We start from the raw sequence: 17,996 nt of genomic DNA on the forward strand, positions 1-17,996 counted from the left end.
CCGCTGTTTCTCTGATAGATGTCCCGTGTTCATTCATATAATAAAGTACATCTAGTTTATACTGGGCTGGGTAGAATGTATAGCACTTTTCAAAGGCCTTTTCACCTGAAGACTCATATCGTCTAATCCACTCACGAAGTACGCTAGGGTTAACTCCTATAGATTTAGCAATTGTTTTTCCACTTTCTGTACCATCTAAATATCGTTTCACCGCTTGGATTTTTTCTTTTGAAGAAAATTTAGCCATAAAAAATGCACCTCCAATCATATAGAGGGCTTTTACTTTATCTAGCTGCAGCGGCTAGAATCTCTGGCCATTTCACACTCTCGGCCTGCGCCAAAAGTGCTTCTCGATCGAGCGTTCCAATGACCTGCGATTCTGAGCGAGCTGCCTCCGCTTTTATTACTATCCAGTTACGCCTCCTAGACCATTGCGTCTAAGAACCTTCCCTGCCAAAAGGTAAAAAGCACCTTTTGCAGGAAAGAACCTTAGCCACCGGGTCTAAACAGTCGGCTTCACTTTTATTTCACCCAACCGAGCAGCATTTCCCGCACGAATTTGCTTGCTGCGACTGGTGTTTGATCACTATGGTCGTAGACTGGAGCTACTTCTACTAAGTCTGCTCCAACTACATTTATATTTGAATTTGCAATTGCTACGATGGAATCTAATAATTCTTTAGATGTGATACCGCCAGCTTCTAACGTTCCTGTTCCTGGAGCGTGAGCTGGGTCTAATACATCAATGTCGATTGTGACATAGACTGGGCGTCCTGCAAGTTCCGGTAATACTTCTTTTAACGGTTCTAATACGTCAAACTTGTATAAGTTCATACCTACTTCTTTCGCCCATTCAAATTCTTCCTTCATTCCAGAACGAATTCCGAAAGAATATACGTTTTCCGGACCAATTAAATCACACACTTTACGAATAGGTGTAGAGTGGGATAAAGGCTCCCCTTCATACGATTCACGTAAATCAGTATGAGCATCCATATGGATGATTACTAAATCCGGATATTTTTTTGCCATTGCCTTAAAAATTGGCCAAGACACTAGGTGCTCACCGCCGAGACCTAGTGGAAACTTACCGGCATCTAAAAGTTTTGATACATATTCTTCAATCATGTCTAAGCTGCGTTGTGCATTTCCGAATGGTAATGGGATATCACCCGCATCAAAATATTTTACCTCTTCTAGTTCACGATCTAAATACGGACTATATTCTTCAAGACCGATTGATACTTCACGAATACGTGCAGGGCCAAAGCGAGATCCTGGACGGTAACTTACTGTCCAATCCATAGGCATCCCGTAAATAACTACCTCTGACTCTTCAAAACTTGGATGACTTTTAATAAATACTTTACCTGAATAAGCTTCATCAAAACGCATATTCTTTTCCTCCTTATGTGGAACTTAAGGTATCCCAACCTTTCATTATTTCTCAAATTTGGAGCGAGTTGCTCCTCTTTCTCGATTTACCGGGTCTTCTGTTTCATACAAGAAGACAATTTTCTTTACAGAAGTGTAAATGGCTAGCATGTTCAAGTCTTCTGGACAAACACCTTAAATGAGCTACTTACACTTTATTTGTTCAATACGATTCTCTTACTTAATTAGATCGCCAACAAATTTCGGTAATGCGAATGCTGCATTGTGTAATTCTTTTGTGTAGTATTTCGTTTCGATTTCGTGGAAACGCTCTTCACTTACTTCTAATGGATCATGTTTTTTAGATCCGATTGTGAATGTCCAAAGACCACTTGGATAAGTTGGAATATTCGCTGTGTATAAACGAGTAATTGGGAAAATCTCTTTTACATCTTTAAACACAGTTGTAATTAATTCTGGTGTAAACCAAGGGTTGTCCGTTTGAGCAACGAAAATACCATCTTCTTTTAACGCTTTTGAAATTCCAGCATAGAAGCCTTTTGTAAATAGGTTTACTGCTGGTCCTACTGGCTCAGTAGAATCTACCATAATTACGTCATATTCATTTTCGCTTTCTGCGATATGTAGGAAACCGTCTCCTACTTTCACTTCTACACGCTCATTATCTAATGCGCCTGCAATTGATGGTAAGTATTGTTTAGAGTACTCAATTACTTTTCCATCGATTTCAACAAGAGTTGCTTTCTTTACGCTTGGGTGTTTTAACACTTCACGAATAACACCGCCATCACCGCCACCAACAACTAATACGTTTTCAGGGTTTGGATGTGTAAATAAAGGTACGTGCGCTACCATTTCATGGTAAACGAACTCATCTTTTTCTGTCGTCATAACCATGCCATCTAAAATAAGCATGTTTCCGAACTCTTCCGTTTCAACCATATCAAGTTTTTGGAATTCTGTTTGCTCCGTATGTAATGTGCGGTTAATACGCGCCGTAATCCCAAAATGTTTTGTTTGTTTTTCAGTGAACCATAGTTCCATCGTACAATCACGCCTTTCAATGCAAATTTATAATAGGGACATCATTAATGTCCCCTAACAAAAATAAAACAAAACATCCAAAATGTATAGTTAAAAGTACAAAAATACCGAAAATATATTTTAGTCAGAGGGTTCTAACATATGTGCAGAAAGGGTTTGCACCGTAAAAGGAAAGAAAACCCTTTCTTAAGAAAGGGCTTTTGTCTCTATTTCTACTGGTTTACGAATTGGAATTAGGATCATAATACAACCAACTAATACCACAATTCCACCTACTAAAAACGGACTTTGTGGTGAAACAGTATGACCGATAACTCCTGATAAAATCGGAGCAATTGCGCCCCCTAGCCAACGAACGAAGTTATAAACACCTGACGTAACAGATCTTTCATAAGGTGAAATATCCATTACATAACTTGTATATAATGCATTGTTTAAACCAGATGCCAATCCTGATAAAACGATAAGAGTAATTTGTAACCACATAATTTTCACAAAGAATAGTGCAATTAAGAAAATCGCAAATACGAGTAAACTACCCTTCAATAATGTTTTTGGTTCATATTTCCCTTCTAGCTTATGTGCTAAAATTGCAGAACCGTAAGCTAACGCGAGTCCCCATCCGCAAAATACAAAACCTAATTGAATAGCTGATAAATGCATAATAAGTGGTGAATATGCTAACACGACAAAAAATCCGTAGTAGTATAGCATCCCTGAAATGGCACCTTGCATAAATGGTTTATACTTCACCAGGTTAAGTAATTCCCCTACGCCAGCAGCCTTACGCTTCACTTTTCGCTCTGGTTCTTTTACAAAAAAGAATACTAAAATAAATGCTAAGAAAATTAAAATACTCGTCGCGAAAAACGGATAACGCCAAGAATGACCACCTAATATCCCGCCTAATAATGGTCCGCCAGCCATGCCTAAACCGATAGCTGCTTCGTATAATCCTACTGCTTCATGAACTTCTTTACTTAATGCTATTAACAGCGTCATTGCTGTAGCAAAAAACATCGCATTTCCTAATCCCCATCCAGCGCGGAAAAGAGATAATTGAGCAATCGTTTGCGATATACCACATATAAACGCAAATACAGTCACAATCGCAAGGCCGATTGTCATCATCCGTTTATCACCAAATCTCGATGCAAATATACCAGCTGGTAACATCATGATTGCCATCGTTAAAATATAAGCGGTAAATAACATTTCAACTTGCCAATGTGTTGCACCAATTTTCTCTGCAATAATTGGCAAAATTGGGTCGACTACTCCTATACCCGAAAAGGCAAGGAAGGTAGCCACCACTGTAATCAATCTCCCTAGTTTTTGTTTGCTCTCCATTTTGATTACTCTCCTTTTGTGCTCTCTAAAAATGTTACTGCACGATGTAAACTATCTTCGAGTTCTGCCTTTACACGTTGCATTTGCTCCATTTTTTCGTCTAACGTTTGCACTTGTTTTTCAAGCATATCTTTAATTTCTTGAATCACTTCACGATCACGAGGGTTCTCGCTATTTCTCCTTTGCTCCATTCTTTCTTTTAGTGATAAGAAATGCTGCATTTCTTGAAGTGTGATTCCTAGCACTTCTTTCGCTTCTACAATTCTTTTAATTCTGGCAATATCCTCATCAGTATACAGACGAATATTTCCCTCACTACGTTCTGGGGGATGAATTAAACCAATTTCCTCATAATAACGAAGTGTACGTTTTGTTAAACCGACTTGCTTTGTTACTTCATCAATTTTATACATGTTTATTCCTCCCTTCACTTGATTATTACATTTTACGTTAACGTTAACTTTTCTGCAACTGTTAGACTTTTGTAAATGTTTGTCATATTCAATTGTATTTTCCCTAAAGCAGTTTCATAATAAAAGAAATGAGATAATAAGGAGAATTTCACATGATTAAACCACTTATTTTCGCTCATCGCGGAGTAAAAGGAACACATCCCGAAAATACGATGATTGCCTTCCAAGAAGCAGAACGCATTGGCGCTCACGGAATTGAACTCGATGTCCACTTATCAAAAGATGGTGAACTTGTCGTAATTCACGATGAAACCGTCGATCGCACAACAAATGGCGTTGGACTTGTTTCGGAAAAAACGGTGGAGGAACTACAATCATTGGACGCTGGTAGCTATAAAGACCCTTCTTTCCATGAAGCAAAAATCCCAACATTGCGCGAGGTTTTCATTTGGCTTTCCACAACGAACTTACAACTAAATATTGAATTAAAGACAGATGTTATTCATTACCCAAATATTGAGGAAAAAGCTGTCGCACTTGTGCGTGAATATCATCTTTCTAATCAAATTGTATTTTCATCATTTAACCATGACTCTGTTTCATTATTAGCAGAAATTGCTCCTGAAATCCCAAGAGCAATTTTATATGATACACCACTTGCTGATCCAATTGCCGAAGCAAAACATAGAGAAGCAAATGGATTACATCCAAACTTCCAGTTATTAACGAAAGAATTTGTGCAGTTAGCACAAGAGCAAGGGTATGTTTTCCGTCCATATACAATTAATGAATACAAAGATTTACAAACTATGATTGATTATGGTGTAGATGTCATCATTACCGATTGGCCAGCACGTGCCTTTGAGCTCCTTTCTTAATGGAAGGGGCTTTTTTATTTTCGAAATTTCATTGTTTAAAATAAACGAAAACCCTCAATACTAATACAATAACGCTTGTATTAATGAGGGGCTGAAAAAAGATGGATCAAACTATGAATCCAAAACTTAAAAAATATAAACGTCTTTTCTTCACCGCAATGTTTTCTTGCGTCCTTTTCTTCGTTTTTTCTTTTTTTGTTATTATTATAGTTGCAAAAATTATGGGACCTCCTCCTGTTGCGGTCCCGCAAACAAGCGTCTTTTACGGAAATGATGACACTGTTATAGGACAAAGTAATGAAATGCAAAAACGTTACAATGTATCTCTTAATGAAATTTCACCTTATGTAAAAGAGGCGACACTATCTATTGAAGATCAACGATTCTACAAACATCATGGCTTTGATATGAAACGTATTGCTGGTGCCATTGTTGCCGATTTAAAAGCGATGGCAAAAGTCCAAGGTGCTAGTACGATTACACAACAGTATGCTCGTAACCTTTACTTAGATCATGATAAAACGTGGAAACGTAAACTATTAGAAGCAATGTACACAATTCGCCTTGAGGTGAATTATAATAAAAATCATATTTTAGAAGGATATTTAAATACAATTTATTACGGACATGGCGCTTATGGCATCGAAGCTGCGTCCCGTCTATATTTCGATAAAACGGCAAAAGAGTTAACATTAGCAGAAGCTAGTATGCTCGCAGGTATCCCGAAAGGGCCAAGTGTCTATTCTCCCTTTTTGAAAGAGGATCGTGCGAAAGGACGACAAGCTCTCATATTAGATGAAATGGTAAAGCAAGGATATATTACGAAGCAACAAGCAGCCTTAGCGAAGAAAGAGCCACTAACTTTTGCCTCATTAGATACGAAAAAAGTAGCAGAGGTCGCACCATATTTCCAAGATGCTGTACAAGCTTCGCTCCTTCGTGATGTTGGATTAGACGAACAAGCTTTACAACGGGGTGGCTTGCGAATTTATACAACGCTAGACCCTAAACTACAAGCTGTAGCAGAACAAGCTGTAAAAGATCACATACCTGACACAACAAACATACAAACTGCTCTCGTCTCTATGAATCCAAAGACAGGTGAAGTGGCTGCTCTTGTTGGTGGAACTGATTATACTACGAGTCAATTTAACAGGGCTACACAAGCCATTCGTCAGCCTGGTTCTACATTTAAGCCATTTCTATATTATGCAGCATTAGAACGAGGATTCACGCCTGCTACACGCTTAAAAAGCGAATATACTGTATTCACCTTAGGTGACGGCGTTTCAAAGTATAAACCGAAGAACTATAAAGATTATTATGCAGATGATTTCGTAACGATGGCACAAGCTCTCGCAGTCTCTGATAACATTTATGCTGTGAAAACAAATTTGTTTTTAGGCGATGACGCGCTTGCAAAAACAGCGAAACAGTTTGGAATTACAAGTGCATTAAAAGATGTGCCTTCTCTAGCTCTCGGTACATCACCAGTAAAACCAATTGAAATGGTTAACGCTTATAGCATGTTCGCAAACGGTGGAAAAGAAGTAAAACCTACTTTCATTCGCCGCATTATGGATCATGAAGGAAATATATTATACGATGCTCATTTAGAGAGTAAACAAGTTCTCGACAAGAGCAAAGCGTTTGTAATGGAAGAAATGATGACTGGTATGTTTAATAAGAAACTAAGCAGCTATGCTGCTGTAACTGGTCAATCGATGTTATCCAAACTATCAAGAACATATGCCGGCAAATCTGGTTCTACTGAAACGGATAGTTGGATGATCGGATTTACTCCGCAAATCGTAACAGGTGTATGGGTCGGATACGATCAACCTAAATCTATTTCAAACGTAGCAGAACAAGGGTATGCGAAGAAAATATGGACTGATACGATGGAGAAGGGCTTAGATGGACAGCCTAAAAAAGAATTTAAACAACCAAGTGACGTCGTAGCGGTTAATATCAATCCAGAGAACGGTAAAATTGCTACAAAAAATTGTCCTATTTCTGTGAAAATGTATTTCGCTAAAGGTACCGAACCGACTGAATATTGTATGGATCACGTCGATGATAAAGAAGAATTTGAAAAAACGACTGAAGAAAAGAAAAAAACAAGTTGGTGGAAAAAATATCTTCCTTGGTAAAAAAAATAGCTGACGGGCACCCGTCAGCTATTTTTTATTCACTTAATAATGCACGGCGCAATTCTTCACTAGATTCGTTCCAAATCGCTTCATTATGTTCTTTTAAGAACGTACCAAGTACCTTTTTAGATGACTCGTCCATATGGTCAACCATAATGTGACGCTTCAATGATTTATCCATTTTATTTACGTGCTCTGGAAGTGATTTATATCCGCGGCGAATCTCACGGTCAACTGTCATTTCACAAGCTGTTACACCTGCGTAATACGCACCCGTTGCAGTTCTTTCAATCGTTACCCAAACAAGCCAAAACGGTTTTCCGTTTGGAACCTCATCTTTATTTGTTAAAAACTTAATACCTTTTTCTACTGTACTACGCGCATGCATCGCACCGATATCAACAAATGCAGTCTTCTCTAGTACATCAACAAATACAGGTGAAATGTTTTCTAAGCTTAATGCTCCAACACCAAATCCACCATGTCCATCTGTTGAATCATTTTTCACGATATTAAAACCGATTTTTTTCTTTTTCTCTGTCATATGTAAAATCCTCCTCACTTAAAAATTATAAAAGGCCAAAAATAGGCGCAATGATGCTATCTAAAAATACAAATACATGCGGAATAACTACTTGAAAAATAGGTTGAATTGTGTAATTACTAAGCGGTGTAATAACGAGAATTAATAACGCAATTGCCCCGTATTTTTCATACTGTGTCATTTTCGCGCGAATATTTGCTGGTGCTAAATCTTCCACTACGCGATACCCATCAAGTGGTGGGATCGGTAATAAGTTAAATACAAGTAAAACGATATTCAGCATAATAAAAATCTGGAAAAATTGAGCTAACGTATCTGCCACTGCAGATGGAATTGAGTATAATACACCAAATTTTAATAAGCTATACCAAATAATTAAACCAATTGCGCTTAAAATTAAGTTACTAATCGGCCCTGCAATTGAAACTAATATACCTGCAAGACGCGGTCTTTTAAAGTTATATGGGTTAACAGGAACCGGTCTTGCCCAACCGAATCCAAGAATTAATACTGCAATCAAACCTATAGGATCTAAGTGTGCCATCGGTGATAAAGTCAAACGGCCTTGTCTCTTTGCTGTATCGTCTCCAAATTTATATGCTACATATGCATGTGCAAATTCATGAACTGATAATGCGATAATAATGGCCATTGCTACCAAAGGAATTTGGTGCAACGGGTATCTAAATAACTGATCCATGCTTCATCTCCTCTTCCATATGTCAAAAAAAGAAATTATTTGTTTTTTCGATTGTTCTTCCCCATAATCCGCTATAATAAGAGTGTAACTTACATAAAAGGAGCGATTGTACATGCCATACGTAACAGTGAAAATGCTAGAAGGACGCACAGAAGAACAAAAGAAAGCTCTTGCTGAGAAAGTAACAGCAGCAGTAAGCGAAACAACTGGTGCTCCTGAAGAAAACATCGTTGTTTTCATCGAAGAAATGTCTAAAAACCATTATGCAGTTGGCGGAAAACGCTTAAGCGACAAATAATTTCAAGTTTTTTCATAAGAAGCAGCCATTAGCTGCTTCTTATTTCTTTCCTTCTAACAACTCAATAATTCTCTCTTTATATTTTCCTTTTCTTCCATCTTCATAGATTAAATCATGTGGATAGAATAGCTTTTGATCCGTTCTTTTCTTACCTGTAATCGCCTCAACAATATCCGACTCACGTGAAAGCTCTCTAAGCTCTCCGTTTGGCATAAGAAGTAGGATTGGTAGACGCTCTTCTTCTTCTCCTGCACGATAAAAGTCATACGGTAAGTCTGATGTTGAATCAACTACTAAATAATACTCCGGATCAAGTCCAATCTTTTTAAATAAACTACTTAATTCCATCCAATTATCTAAACCGTGTTTATCTGTAAACTCTACATATTTAAATAGATTTCGATTCATAAAACGGCGGCATAAATCGCTTAAAATTGGATCTTCTTCTTCCTGCCATACTTGGAAGTAGTAATACATAACGTTCTCGTCTAACTTTAAATAATCCTCTACTGTTACTTCTTCTTCAAATAAAGAATAGAAATGAACAGGATGATTTTTAAATGTATAATACTTCTCGTGCAGTGATTTCGCACGGTGTAAAATCTTCGTTAAAATAACTTCTGCACTTCGCGTTACCGGGTGGAAATATACTTGCCAATACATTTGATAACGACTCATAATGTAATGCTCAACAGCATGCATACCACTATTTTTAATGACTACTTGATTCCCATACGGACGCATTACACGCAGTATACGTTCCATATCGAAGTTTCCGTACTTTACGCCTGTAAAATAAGCATCTCTTAATAAATAATCCATACGATCCGCATCAATTTGGCTCGAAATCATACTAATCGCTAATTTATTAGTAGACGTTTTTGCAATTACATCTGCTACCTTTTGTGGAAACTCCTTATCAACACGACTTAATACATCATTAATCTCCGTATTGCCAACGATAATCTTTTGCGTAAATTTCTCATGATCTAATGAAAATACTTTTTCAAACGAGTGAGAAAATGGGCCGTGGCCGACATCATGAAGTAATGCCGCACATAAACATAACAATCTATCTTCAGCATTCCAATTTGGTCTGCCATCAAACACATCATCAATCATACGACGAATAATTTCGTATACACCTAACGAATGAGTAAAGCGACTATGCTCTGCACCGTGAAATGTAAAAAATGTCGTTCCAAGCTGCTTAATACGGCGCAAGCGTTGAAATTCTTTCGTTCCGATTAAATCCCAAATAACACGATCACGCACGTGCACATATTTATGTACTGGGTCTTTAAACACTTTTGTTTCGCTGAGTTTGTCGTTTAAATATACCACTTTCCGACATCCCCCTTTCTTTACTACATTCTTACTTTATATTATAAACGAAATGAGAAACAGAAAGAAATGAAAGACTATATTAATTCCCTTTATAAAAAGAAAAAATCACCTTTACCGAAGTAAAAGTGATTTCCTTTATACATTATTTACCTAAAACGAATTCAGCAACTTCGTCTAAGATCATATCTTTCCCTAGTGGGAAGTAACCTTTGTTTAAGTCTTCATTTTTAATTGTAAATACGTGGTTATTTTTAACAGCGTTCATGTTTTTCCAAATTGATTCTTCTTGGAATTCTTTTAAGCGCTGAGAACCGTCACCAGTTGTAAATACGAATAAGTAATCTGGGTTGTAATCGATTAAAGCTTCTTTTTGTACTTGTACTAACGGTTTATCAGTTGGTGTACCTTTAACTGCTGGTAGTTTTAAATCATTAAAGATTACGCTACCGTAACCGTAATCACCATATACGCGGAAAGCATTTGGATATGCAGCCATTTTCATAAATGTTGCTTCACCAGTTTTAGCGACGATTTTGTCATGTAATTTGCTTGCTTTTTCATCATACTTTTTGAACCATTCTTTTGTTTCTTTTTCTTTACCGAAGATTTGACCTACTTCTTCGAATTTTGGACGCCATTGATCTAATGGAGTGTTTAACATAACTGTTGGTGCAATTTTAGATAATTGGTCATAAATCTTTTCTTGACGATTATTTACAAGAATTAAATCTGGTTTTGCAGCAGCTACTGCTTCGATGTTAATTTTATCGCCCCAAGCAGAACCAACTGGTTTAACATCTTTTAGTTTCTTTTCAATATGTGCATCAATTTTTTCTTGAGATGTATTAGCAGTAATAACCGGTTTCATACCGAAAATTAATAATTCTTCTGTTGAACCACTAAGGTCAGCAATTTTCTTTGGGTTTGCAGGAATTTTAATTTCCCCTTTTGCATGTTTTACAGTGCGCTCTTCAGTCTTTGCATCTGCTTTCTTTTCTTCTTCTTTGTTAGAACAAGCTGCAAATAGTACAGAAGTCACAGCTAGTACCATTGCTAATAGTGCCATTTTAAAATTCTTCATGTTCCCACTCCTTCTAGCTGTATTTATCTTATAAGTTACAATGAACTATAAGAAACAAAGATAACAATTAATCAATATATGTTTATTAATTGTTGTTAATAACCCATTCTAACGGGCGTTCAACTTCCCATTCTTATATAAGAAGCTCAACGTCCATTAGAAGTCCCCCTCTTCACGAGGGGGGTTCTACTTATGCTTTTTTACGCAATTGATTACTAATCATCGCTAAATCATATGTTAAACAAATTGGCTTACAGTTTACTGGGCATGGAACGATTTGAGCTTCAATCTCAAATACGTTACGAAGTGTTTCACTTGTCATAACTTCATCTGGCGTTCCTTGTTTCATTAACTTACCTGCTTTTAATGCAATCATATGATCTGAGAAACGAGAAGCGTGGTTTAAGTCATGGATAACCATAACAATCGTTCTACCTTCTTCTTCATTTAACTTTTTCAATAAGTTTAATACTTCTAATTGATGGGCCATATCTAAGTACGTTGTCGGTTCATCTAATACGAGTAATTCTGTCCCTTGTGCAAGAGCCATTGCGATCCACACACGTTGACGTTGACCACCTGATAGCGCTTCTGCTGGACGATTCGCAAATTCTTTCATTCCTGTCACTTCAAGTGCCCAGTTAATGTAGCGATAATCCTCTTCTTTCAGCGTGCCAAACCCTTTTTGATGAGGGAATCTTCCATATGACACAAGCTCAAATACAGTAAGACCCGTTGGCACTTCTGCAGTTTGTGGTAAAATCGCCATTTTCTTTGCAATTTCTTTCGTTGGCTGTTTCTCAATTGCTTTTCCGTCAAGATAAACAGTACCTTGCTTTGCCTTCAAAATACGAGACGCCGTTTTTAATAATGTGGACTTCCCACAACCATTTGGTCCAATAATTGTTGTAATTTTGCCTTCCGGAATTTCAACTGTTAATCCATCAATAATTAAACCTTCATTATAGCCAACAGATACCGCATCCACCGCTAAAGTTGCCATACGAAAAGCCTCCCTTTATTTTGTCCTCATAAGTAAATAAATGAAATACGGTGCACCAATTACAGAAATAACAAGACCGACTGGTATTTCTGAAGTTGTTAGTACACTTCTTGAAATTACGTCTGCGAATAAAAGTAAAAACGTTCCTATTAGGGCAGCTGTGGGCAACATAATTTGATGTTTACCACCAACAAGGCGCCTTGCTAAATGCGGGGCCATTAAACCGATAAAGCCAATTCCGCCGGCAACAGCAACAGATGCACCTGCTAAACAAACTGCAATAAATAATAATTTACGTCTTTCTTTTTCTACGTTTACACCAAGGCCAACTGCTGTAGAATCGCCTAGGTTCATTACATTTAATATGTGTGCTTTACTTATAGCAAGCGGTAAGAAAATAACCATCCATGGAAGTACACTTAATACAAATTTCCAATCTGTACCCCACAGACTTCCCGCTAGCCAAATCGTAGCAAAACGAAAATCGTTAGATGTCATCTTCATAGAGAAAATTAAACTAACAGCTCCAAATCCAGCTGCAACGGCAATACCGACAAGTATTAATCGAGTCGATGAAACGCCATCTTTCCATGCTAGTAAATAAATAATTACCGCTGCTAATATCGCTCCAACTAGTGCGAAGAATGGAAGAATGAATACAGATAAAAATGTACCAGTCCCTACTTTCCCGAAGAAGAAGTAGACGAATATAACAACTGTTAATCCCGCTCCAGCATTAATACCTATAATACCTGGATCAGCAAGCGGATTTCGCGATAAACCTTGCAAAATCGCACCTGACATAGCTAAGGCAGATCCGACTAGTATAGCAATTACCATACGCGGCATACGGAATTCAAATAAAATAACAGACTGATCTTCAGCCCCTAGTCCAACCAATGACTTTAATACGTCCATTGGCGGGATTTTAAAAGTTCCTGTATTTAAACTAATAAGAAATATAGAAATGATTAGTCCTACTAAAATCGTTAATATAGAAATGTTCTTTTTTGTTAAGACACTCATCCTCACATCTTTCCTCTCCCTTCATTACGTGCTAAGTAGAGGAAGAATGGAACCCCAATTAGCGCTGTAATTGCTCCAATTGGCGTTTCAAATGGTGGGTTAATAACGCGAGATAACATATCTGCACATTCAATTAACAGCCCGCCTAAGACCGCAGAACATGGAATAACCCATCTATAGTCCGAGCCTACGAGGAAACGAGTCATATGCGGGATTACAAGACCGACAAATCCAACTGATCCTGCCATGGAAACTGCAGAACCCGTTAAAACAAGAACAAGTACTGTTCCGATAAATTTAATCAATGTCGTATTTTGACCAAGTCCAATTGCAATTTCTTCACCGAAGCTCAAAATTGTAATATATCTCGACATCATAATTGCGATAAAAAGACAAACAAGGCCAATTGGTACTAACATATTAATACTTTGCCATTTCACTCCAGCAACTCCGCCTGCATTCCACATGCTCACCTCTTGGGCAAGATTGAAATACAATGCGATTCCAGATGAAATTGCCCCTAATAAAGCACTAATAGCTGCACCTGCTAAAGCTAATTTCACAGGTGTTAATCCACCTGGTGAAGAAGACCCAATTCCATATACAATGCTTGCACCAAACGCAGCTCCAATAAAAGATGCGATTACAAACATTAAATAAGGTGAATTAGGGAAAAATGCATACATAATTGCAATTCCAAATACAGCCCCATCTGTAATCCCCATTAATGATGGTGAAGCAAGTGGATTTCGCGTCATACCTTGCATAATTGCTCCTGATACCGCTAAAAAGGCACCTGCTACTACGCCCCCTATTGCTCTAGGCATGCGAAGCTCTTGAATTACGTTATGATGTGTAATAGATCCATCAAACTGAAATACAGCTTGCCATACAGTCTTTAAACTAATATCTGCAGCCCCAAAAGAAATAGAAACTGCCATGCTTAAAGCTAACAAAATTGTACCCGCTACTAAAATAATAGAAGCGATGAGCGGTCTGCTCTTAATCTCTTTAACATTCTCTTCTTGCTGTTCTATACTGCTTGCACTCGCTTCCATCCCTCAACCATCCTAACCAACAACATATATTTATTAAAATGAAATTTATTCTCAAATAGTAATAAAAAAATTAGGTGAATTGTTATTTTCCTGATAATGATTCTCAGAATCAGACACTTCTATTCTACCTATCGCTTTAAAAGACTGTCAACCATTATTTTGAAATATAAATTTATATAAATTGGAATTTTAATACAAAAATTATGTCCATCCTTTAGAAAACGTTCGTACACACAAGATTACTTTTGCAGAATAAACCATTCCTCTTATGGGCATAAAAAAAGAAGAGTAATCTTTTCACTCTTCTTTTTCTTACTTATTTAACTTTGCTTCAATTTTTACGATTAACTCATCTTCTGTTGGAGCCGCAACTGGACGGTTATTTACAAATGCGAATGATTTTTTACGACCAGGACCACAGTAAGACTGACATCCAACTTCAATCGTTGCACATGAATCTACTTTTTTTAACTTCGGAACTAACGTTTTAACGTTCGTTGCCTGACAGTCATCGCACACGCGAAACTCGTTTCCCATTACATAACACTTCCTCTATTTTAAACTTTTCTCAAGTACATTTAAAAATAAACACTAAATGGTATTTTACCGCTCTTTGAAGCTCGTTGCAAGTTTCCCTACAAAGCCTATTCTCTACATAATGCTACATATTTATATGCTCTCCTACAGAAGCGCTCACCATTCATGGGAAAATTTTTACCTTTCATCGAAATCTACCATATTTTTAAAAGCTTTGTATAAAAGTTTATTTTTTTGCCCATTATAAAAATAGGAAGTTCATAAAAAGAAAGGGAGTTGAATCTATGAAAGTAAGACAAGATGCTTGGACAGATGAGGATGATTTATTACTTGCTGAAACGGTACTTCGTCATGTTAGAGAAGGAAGTACACAATTAAATGCATTTGAGGAAGTAGGGGATCAGTTAAATCGTACATCTGCTGCTTGTGGTTTCCGCTGGAATGCTGTCGTTCGCTATAGCTATGAACAAGCTCTTCAACTAGCAAAAAAACATCGTAAAGATAAAATGCGTGCTGCAAGCGGTGAACAAGCGAAAAAACGTTTACTTTATACACCACCAGTTTCAGATTCGATAACTAATTATGAAGAGTTAGTACAAGAAGATTCAATCGTACAATATAAAGAAGCTATTCCATATCAAGAATCTACTGCTGCAAGAAGCTCTATGACAATGCAAGATGTTATTTATTTTTTACAAACAGTCGGATCTTCAAATATAAAAGTGACAGCTCTTGAAAACGAGAATACGAGATTGAAACAAGAAATTAAAGCACAAATTCTTAGGAATGAGGAACTAGAAAAGAAACTAGAAAAATTAGAAAAGCAATCTCATACTGTACAAGAAGATTACGAAACACTTATGAACATTATGAACCGAGCTCGTAAATTGGCAGTCATGGATGATGAAGAACGTTCTCAAACATCTTTCCGAATGGACCGAAACGGTAATTTAGAAAAAATTGCAGAATAAAAAGGATGCATGTAATGCATCCTTTTTATTATTTCACCTCTAAGCTCCCCTTTATATGTGAGAAAACTCCATTCTTCATTTTTTGCTATAATAGAGATTGTCATTTTAAAGATAAGGGGTTAGTTATATGAGCAATTCCCGTTCCATTTTATCTCAGCCAGAGTGGCGCATTGTAGATCAATCTAGTTTGGGACCAACATTCCATGCACTTCAGTCATTCGCAATGGATGACACATTATGCACAAGCATTGGAAATGGCAAGTCAGCCGCAACAATGCGTTCTTGGGTTCATCACAATACAATTGTCCTTGGTATTCAAGATTCACGCCTTCCGCATTTAGAAGAAGGTATTTCTTTTTTAAAACAAAACAACTTCAATGTTATTGTTCGTAATTCTGGCGGGCTTGCAGTCGTGCTTGATGAAGGTGTTTTAAACGTATCACTTTTATTCCAAGAAACAGAAAAAGGTATCGATATTGATCTTGGATACGATACGATGTGGCATTTGATTAAGGAGATGTTAAAGGATTACGACGTTACTATCGAAGCAAAAGAAATTGTCGGCTCTTACTGTCCTGGTAGTTATGATTTAAGTATTCGCGATCAAAAATTCGCTGGTATTTCACAACGTCGTATTCGCGGCGGTGTCGCTGTCCAAATTTATCTTTGTGCTACAGGAAGTGGCTCTGAGCGTGCCGCACTCGTTCGTGATTTCTACAACCTAGCAATTCAAGGGGAAGAAACACGCTTTACGTACCCTGAAATTGTACCAAGTACGATGGCCTCACTCTCAGAATTACTTGACGAAACCATTACAGTACAAGATTTAATGATGCGTCTTTTAAAAACATTGCAGCAATTCGCTCCAAAGTTAACTCCATCTCAATTAACAATAGATGAGATTCCTTTATATGAGACGAATTTACAACGTATTATTGATCGTAATAATAAAGCACTTGGCTTAGAAAAATAAAGACCGTCGCTATAATAGCGACGGTCTTTATTTCAATTCATTATAGAATTAAAGTGCTTGAGCTGCTGTAATTAAAGCTAACTTGTACACTTCTTCTTCGTTACATCCACGAGATAGGTCATTTACAGGCATGTTTAAGCCTTGTAAGATTGGTCCTACTGCTTCGAAGTTACCTAAACGTTGAGCGATTTTGTAGCCGATATTACCAGCTTCTAAGCTTGGGAATACGAATACGTTAGCATCACCTTTAATTGTAGAACCTGGAGCTTTTTTCTCAGCTACAGATGGTACGAATGCAGCATCGAATTGGAATTCTCCATCTAAAGTTAACTCAGGAGCCATTTCTTTTGCAATGCGAGTTGCTTCTACAACTTTTTCTGTTTCTGGAGATTTCGCAGAACCTTTTGTAGAGAAGCTTAACATAGCAACGCGTGGATCAATGCCGAATAACTCAGCAGTTTTCGCACTTTCGATACCGATTTCAGCTAAATCTTGGCTGTTTGGTGCAATGTTAATTGCGCAATCAGCGAATACATATTTCTCTTCTTCACGTACCATAATGAATACGCCAGAAGTTTTTGTAACGCCTGGTTTTGTTTTAATAATTTGAAGTGCTGGACGAACTGTATCAGCTGTAGAGTGAGCTGCACCACTTACTAAACCGTGTGCTTTTCCCATGTATACAAGCATTGTACCGAAGTAGTTTTCGTCTTTAAGGATTTTGCGAGCGTCTTCTTCAGTTGCTTTACCTTTACGGCGTTCAACGAAAGATGCTACCATTGCATCCATTTCTTCGTATGTAGCTGGGTCGTAAATATCAACGCCTGCTAATGTTAAATTCATGCTAGCAGCTTTTGCGCTAATTTCTTCCTTATTACCAACTAAGATTGGTTTTACTAACTCTTCTTTTGCTAAACGCTCTGCAGCGCCTAAAATTCTTTCATCAGTTCCTTCAGGAAGTACGATAGAAATGCCTTTTCCTTGAACTTTTTCTTTTACTGTTGTAAATAAGTTGCTCACGAATAAACCCTCCTACATATGTTAAAAATACTCTATCTTTAAGAATACTGCTTTTCTTCTATATTTTAAACTTATAGCTCCCAAAAAATAGATAAAATAAAAATGATTATATTTTCATAAAATTCAGCCGTTAAATTCAACTTGCTTAAACACTTAAATGTGACAATTTTATGCGCCAAGGTTTTATATAGATGATTTTAAAACT

Annotated in this window: 19 protein-coding genes; 5 read left to right on the forward strand and 14 right to left on the reverse strand. The window is 37.2% G+C overall.

Annotated elements, in window-relative coordinates; translation table 11 throughout:
- The 5 genes from BAQ53_RS25485 to BAQ53_RS25505 form a co-directional block, all read right to left on the reverse strand.
- The coding region (locus BAQ53_RS25485) for a transposase (RefSeq protein ID WP_208905495.1) at nucleotides 1-247 on the reverse strand (247 nt) is incomplete at its 3' end.
- Nucleotides 248-522: 275 nt separating this feature from the next.
- Complete coding sequence (gene speB, locus BAQ53_RS25490) at nucleotides 523-1,395, reverse strand: agmatinase (RefSeq protein WP_208906405.1); 873 nt, start codon at nucleotides 1,393-1,395, stop codon at nucleotides 523-525.
- Between the two features lie 216 nt (nucleotides 1,396-1,611).
- Entirely contained in the window at nucleotides 1,612-2,439 is an 828-nt protein-coding gene (speE, locus tag BAQ53_RS25495) for a polyamine aminopropyltransferase (protein WP_000424696.1), read from the reverse strand.
- Between the two features lie 186 nt (nucleotides 2,440-2,625).
- Nucleotides 2,626-3,789 (reverse strand): MFS transporter, encoded by a 1,164-nt coding sequence (locus tag BAQ53_RS25500; protein WP_000444234.1) that lies wholly within the window; start codon nucleotides 3,787-3,789, stop codon nucleotides 2,626-2,628.
- 5 nt (nucleotides 3,790-3,794) lie between these two features.
- Nucleotides 3,795-4,202 (reverse strand): MerR family transcriptional regulator, encoded by a 408-nt coding sequence (locus BAQ53_RS25505; RefSeq protein ID WP_000276560.1) that lies wholly within the window; start codon nucleotides 4,200-4,202, stop codon nucleotides 3,795-3,797.
- Nucleotides 4,203-4,354: 152 nt separating this feature from the next.
- Between BAQ53_RS25505 and BAQ53_RS25510 the strand changes: the two genes are divergently transcribed.
- The gene (locus BAQ53_RS25510; protein WP_000595028.1) at nucleotides 4,355-5,080 is read left to right on the forward strand and encodes a glycerophosphodiester phosphodiesterase; all 726 of its coding nucleotides are present in this window, start codon (nucleotides 4,355-4,357) and stop codon (nucleotides 5,078-5,080) included.
- A 101-nt stretch (nucleotides 5,081-5,181) separates the two neighbouring features.
- Nucleotides 5,182-7,233, forward strand: coding sequence for a transglycosylase domain-containing protein (locus BAQ53_RS25515; RefSeq protein WP_208906406.1), 2,052 nt, complete (start codon nucleotides 5,182-5,184; stop codon nucleotides 7,231-7,233).
- A gap of 34 nt (nucleotides 7,234-7,267) precedes the next feature.
- Here BAQ53_RS25515 and BAQ53_RS25520 read toward each other — a convergent pair whose 3' ends face one another.
- Nucleotides 7,268-7,777, reverse strand: coding sequence for a YwhD family protein (locus BAQ53_RS25520; protein ID WP_000136678.1), 510 nt, complete (start codon nucleotides 7,775-7,777; stop codon nucleotides 7,268-7,270).
- A gap of 25 nt (nucleotides 7,778-7,802) precedes the next feature.
- Entirely contained in the window at nucleotides 7,803-8,477 is a 675-nt protein-coding gene (locus tag BAQ53_RS25525; RefSeq protein WP_000372451.1) for a site-2 protease family protein, read from the reverse strand.
- A 112-nt stretch (nucleotides 8,478-8,589) separates the two neighbouring features.
- On the opposite strand from BAQ53_RS25525, the gene BAQ53_RS25530 reads away from it, so the two are divergent.
- Nucleotides 8,590-8,775: a 2-hydroxymuconate tautomerase gene (locus BAQ53_RS25530; RefSeq protein ID WP_001147171.1), complete on the forward strand. Its 186-nt coding sequence runs from the start codon at nucleotides 8,590-8,592 to the stop codon at nucleotides 8,773-8,775.
- A gap of 39 nt (nucleotides 8,776-8,814) precedes the next feature.
- Here the strand turns inward: BAQ53_RS25530 and BAQ53_RS25535 are convergent, their stop codons facing one another.
- The 6 genes from BAQ53_RS25535 to BAQ53_RS25560 form a co-directional block, all read right to left on the reverse strand.
- Nucleotides 8,815-10,119 carry an HD domain-containing protein gene (locus BAQ53_RS25535; protein WP_000262742.1) on the reverse strand — a complete coding sequence of 435 codons (1,305 nt, stop codon included), beginning with the start codon at nucleotides 10,117-10,119 and terminating at the stop codon, nucleotides 8,815-8,817.
- A gap of 145 nt (nucleotides 10,120-10,264) precedes the next feature.
- The gene (locus tag BAQ53_RS25540; protein WP_000787716.1) at nucleotides 10,265-11,203 is read right to left on the reverse strand and encodes an ABC transporter substrate-binding protein; all 939 of its coding nucleotides are present in this window, start codon (nucleotides 11,201-11,203) and stop codon (nucleotides 10,265-10,267) included.
- 190 nt (nucleotides 11,204-11,393) lie between these two features.
- A complete protein-coding gene (locus tag BAQ53_RS25545) occupies nucleotides 11,394-12,206 on the reverse strand; it encodes an ABC transporter ATP-binding protein (RefSeq protein WP_000212068.1) in 813 nt (270 codons plus the stop codon).
- Between the two features lie 15 nt (nucleotides 12,207-12,221).
- Entirely contained in the window at nucleotides 12,222-13,238 is a 1,017-nt protein-coding gene (locus tag BAQ53_RS25550) for a FecCD family ABC transporter permease (protein WP_001242964.1), read from the reverse strand.
- The gene (locus tag BAQ53_RS25555) at nucleotides 13,235-14,290 is read right to left on the reverse strand and encodes a FecCD family ABC transporter permease (RefSeq protein ID WP_000388294.1); all 1,056 of its coding nucleotides are present in this window, start codon (nucleotides 14,288-14,290) and stop codon (nucleotides 13,235-13,237) included. The genes BAQ53_RS25550 and BAQ53_RS25555 overlap by 4 nt, the downstream gene beginning before the upstream one ends.
- Before the next feature lie 312 nt (nucleotides 14,291-14,602).
- A complete protein-coding gene (locus tag BAQ53_RS25560) occupies nucleotides 14,603-14,827 on the reverse strand; it encodes a YuzB family protein (protein WP_000526079.1) in 225 nt (74 codons plus the stop codon).
- Nucleotides 14,828-15,111: 284 nt separating this feature from the next.
- Here BAQ53_RS25560 and BAQ53_RS25565 point away from each other — a divergent pair, with 284 nt between their 5' ends.
- Together BAQ53_RS25565 and lipL are read left to right on the forward strand one after the other, a co-directional pair.
- On the forward strand, nucleotides 15,112-15,798 hold the full coding sequence (locus BAQ53_RS25565) for an RsfA family transcriptional regulator (RefSeq protein WP_000868368.1): 687 nt from the start codon (nucleotides 15,112-15,114) through the stop codon (nucleotides 15,796-15,798).
- Between the two features lie 127 nt (nucleotides 15,799-15,925).
- The gene (gene lipL, locus BAQ53_RS25570) at nucleotides 15,926-16,771 is read left to right on the forward strand and encodes an octanoyl-[GcvH]:protein N-octanoyltransferase (RefSeq protein WP_000071947.1); all 846 of its coding nucleotides are present in this window, start codon (nucleotides 15,926-15,928) and stop codon (nucleotides 16,769-16,771) included.
- A 48-nt stretch (nucleotides 16,772-16,819) separates the two neighbouring features.
- Here the strand turns inward: lipL and pta are convergent, their stop codons facing one another.
- Nucleotides 16,820-17,791, reverse strand: a complete 972-nt coding sequence (gene pta / locus BAQ53_RS25575; RefSeq protein ID WP_000067215.1) for a phosphate acetyltransferase — start codon at nucleotides 17,789-17,791, stop codon at nucleotides 16,820-16,822.
- Between the last annotated feature and the right edge of the window lie 205 nt (nucleotides 17,792-17,996).

This window comes from Bacillus sp. B25(2016b) (genome assembly GCF_001679765.1).
In the GTDB taxonomy this organism is placed as follows: Bacteria; Bacillota; Bacilli; order Bacillales; family Bacillaceae_G; genus Bacillus_A; species Bacillus_A thuringiensis_K.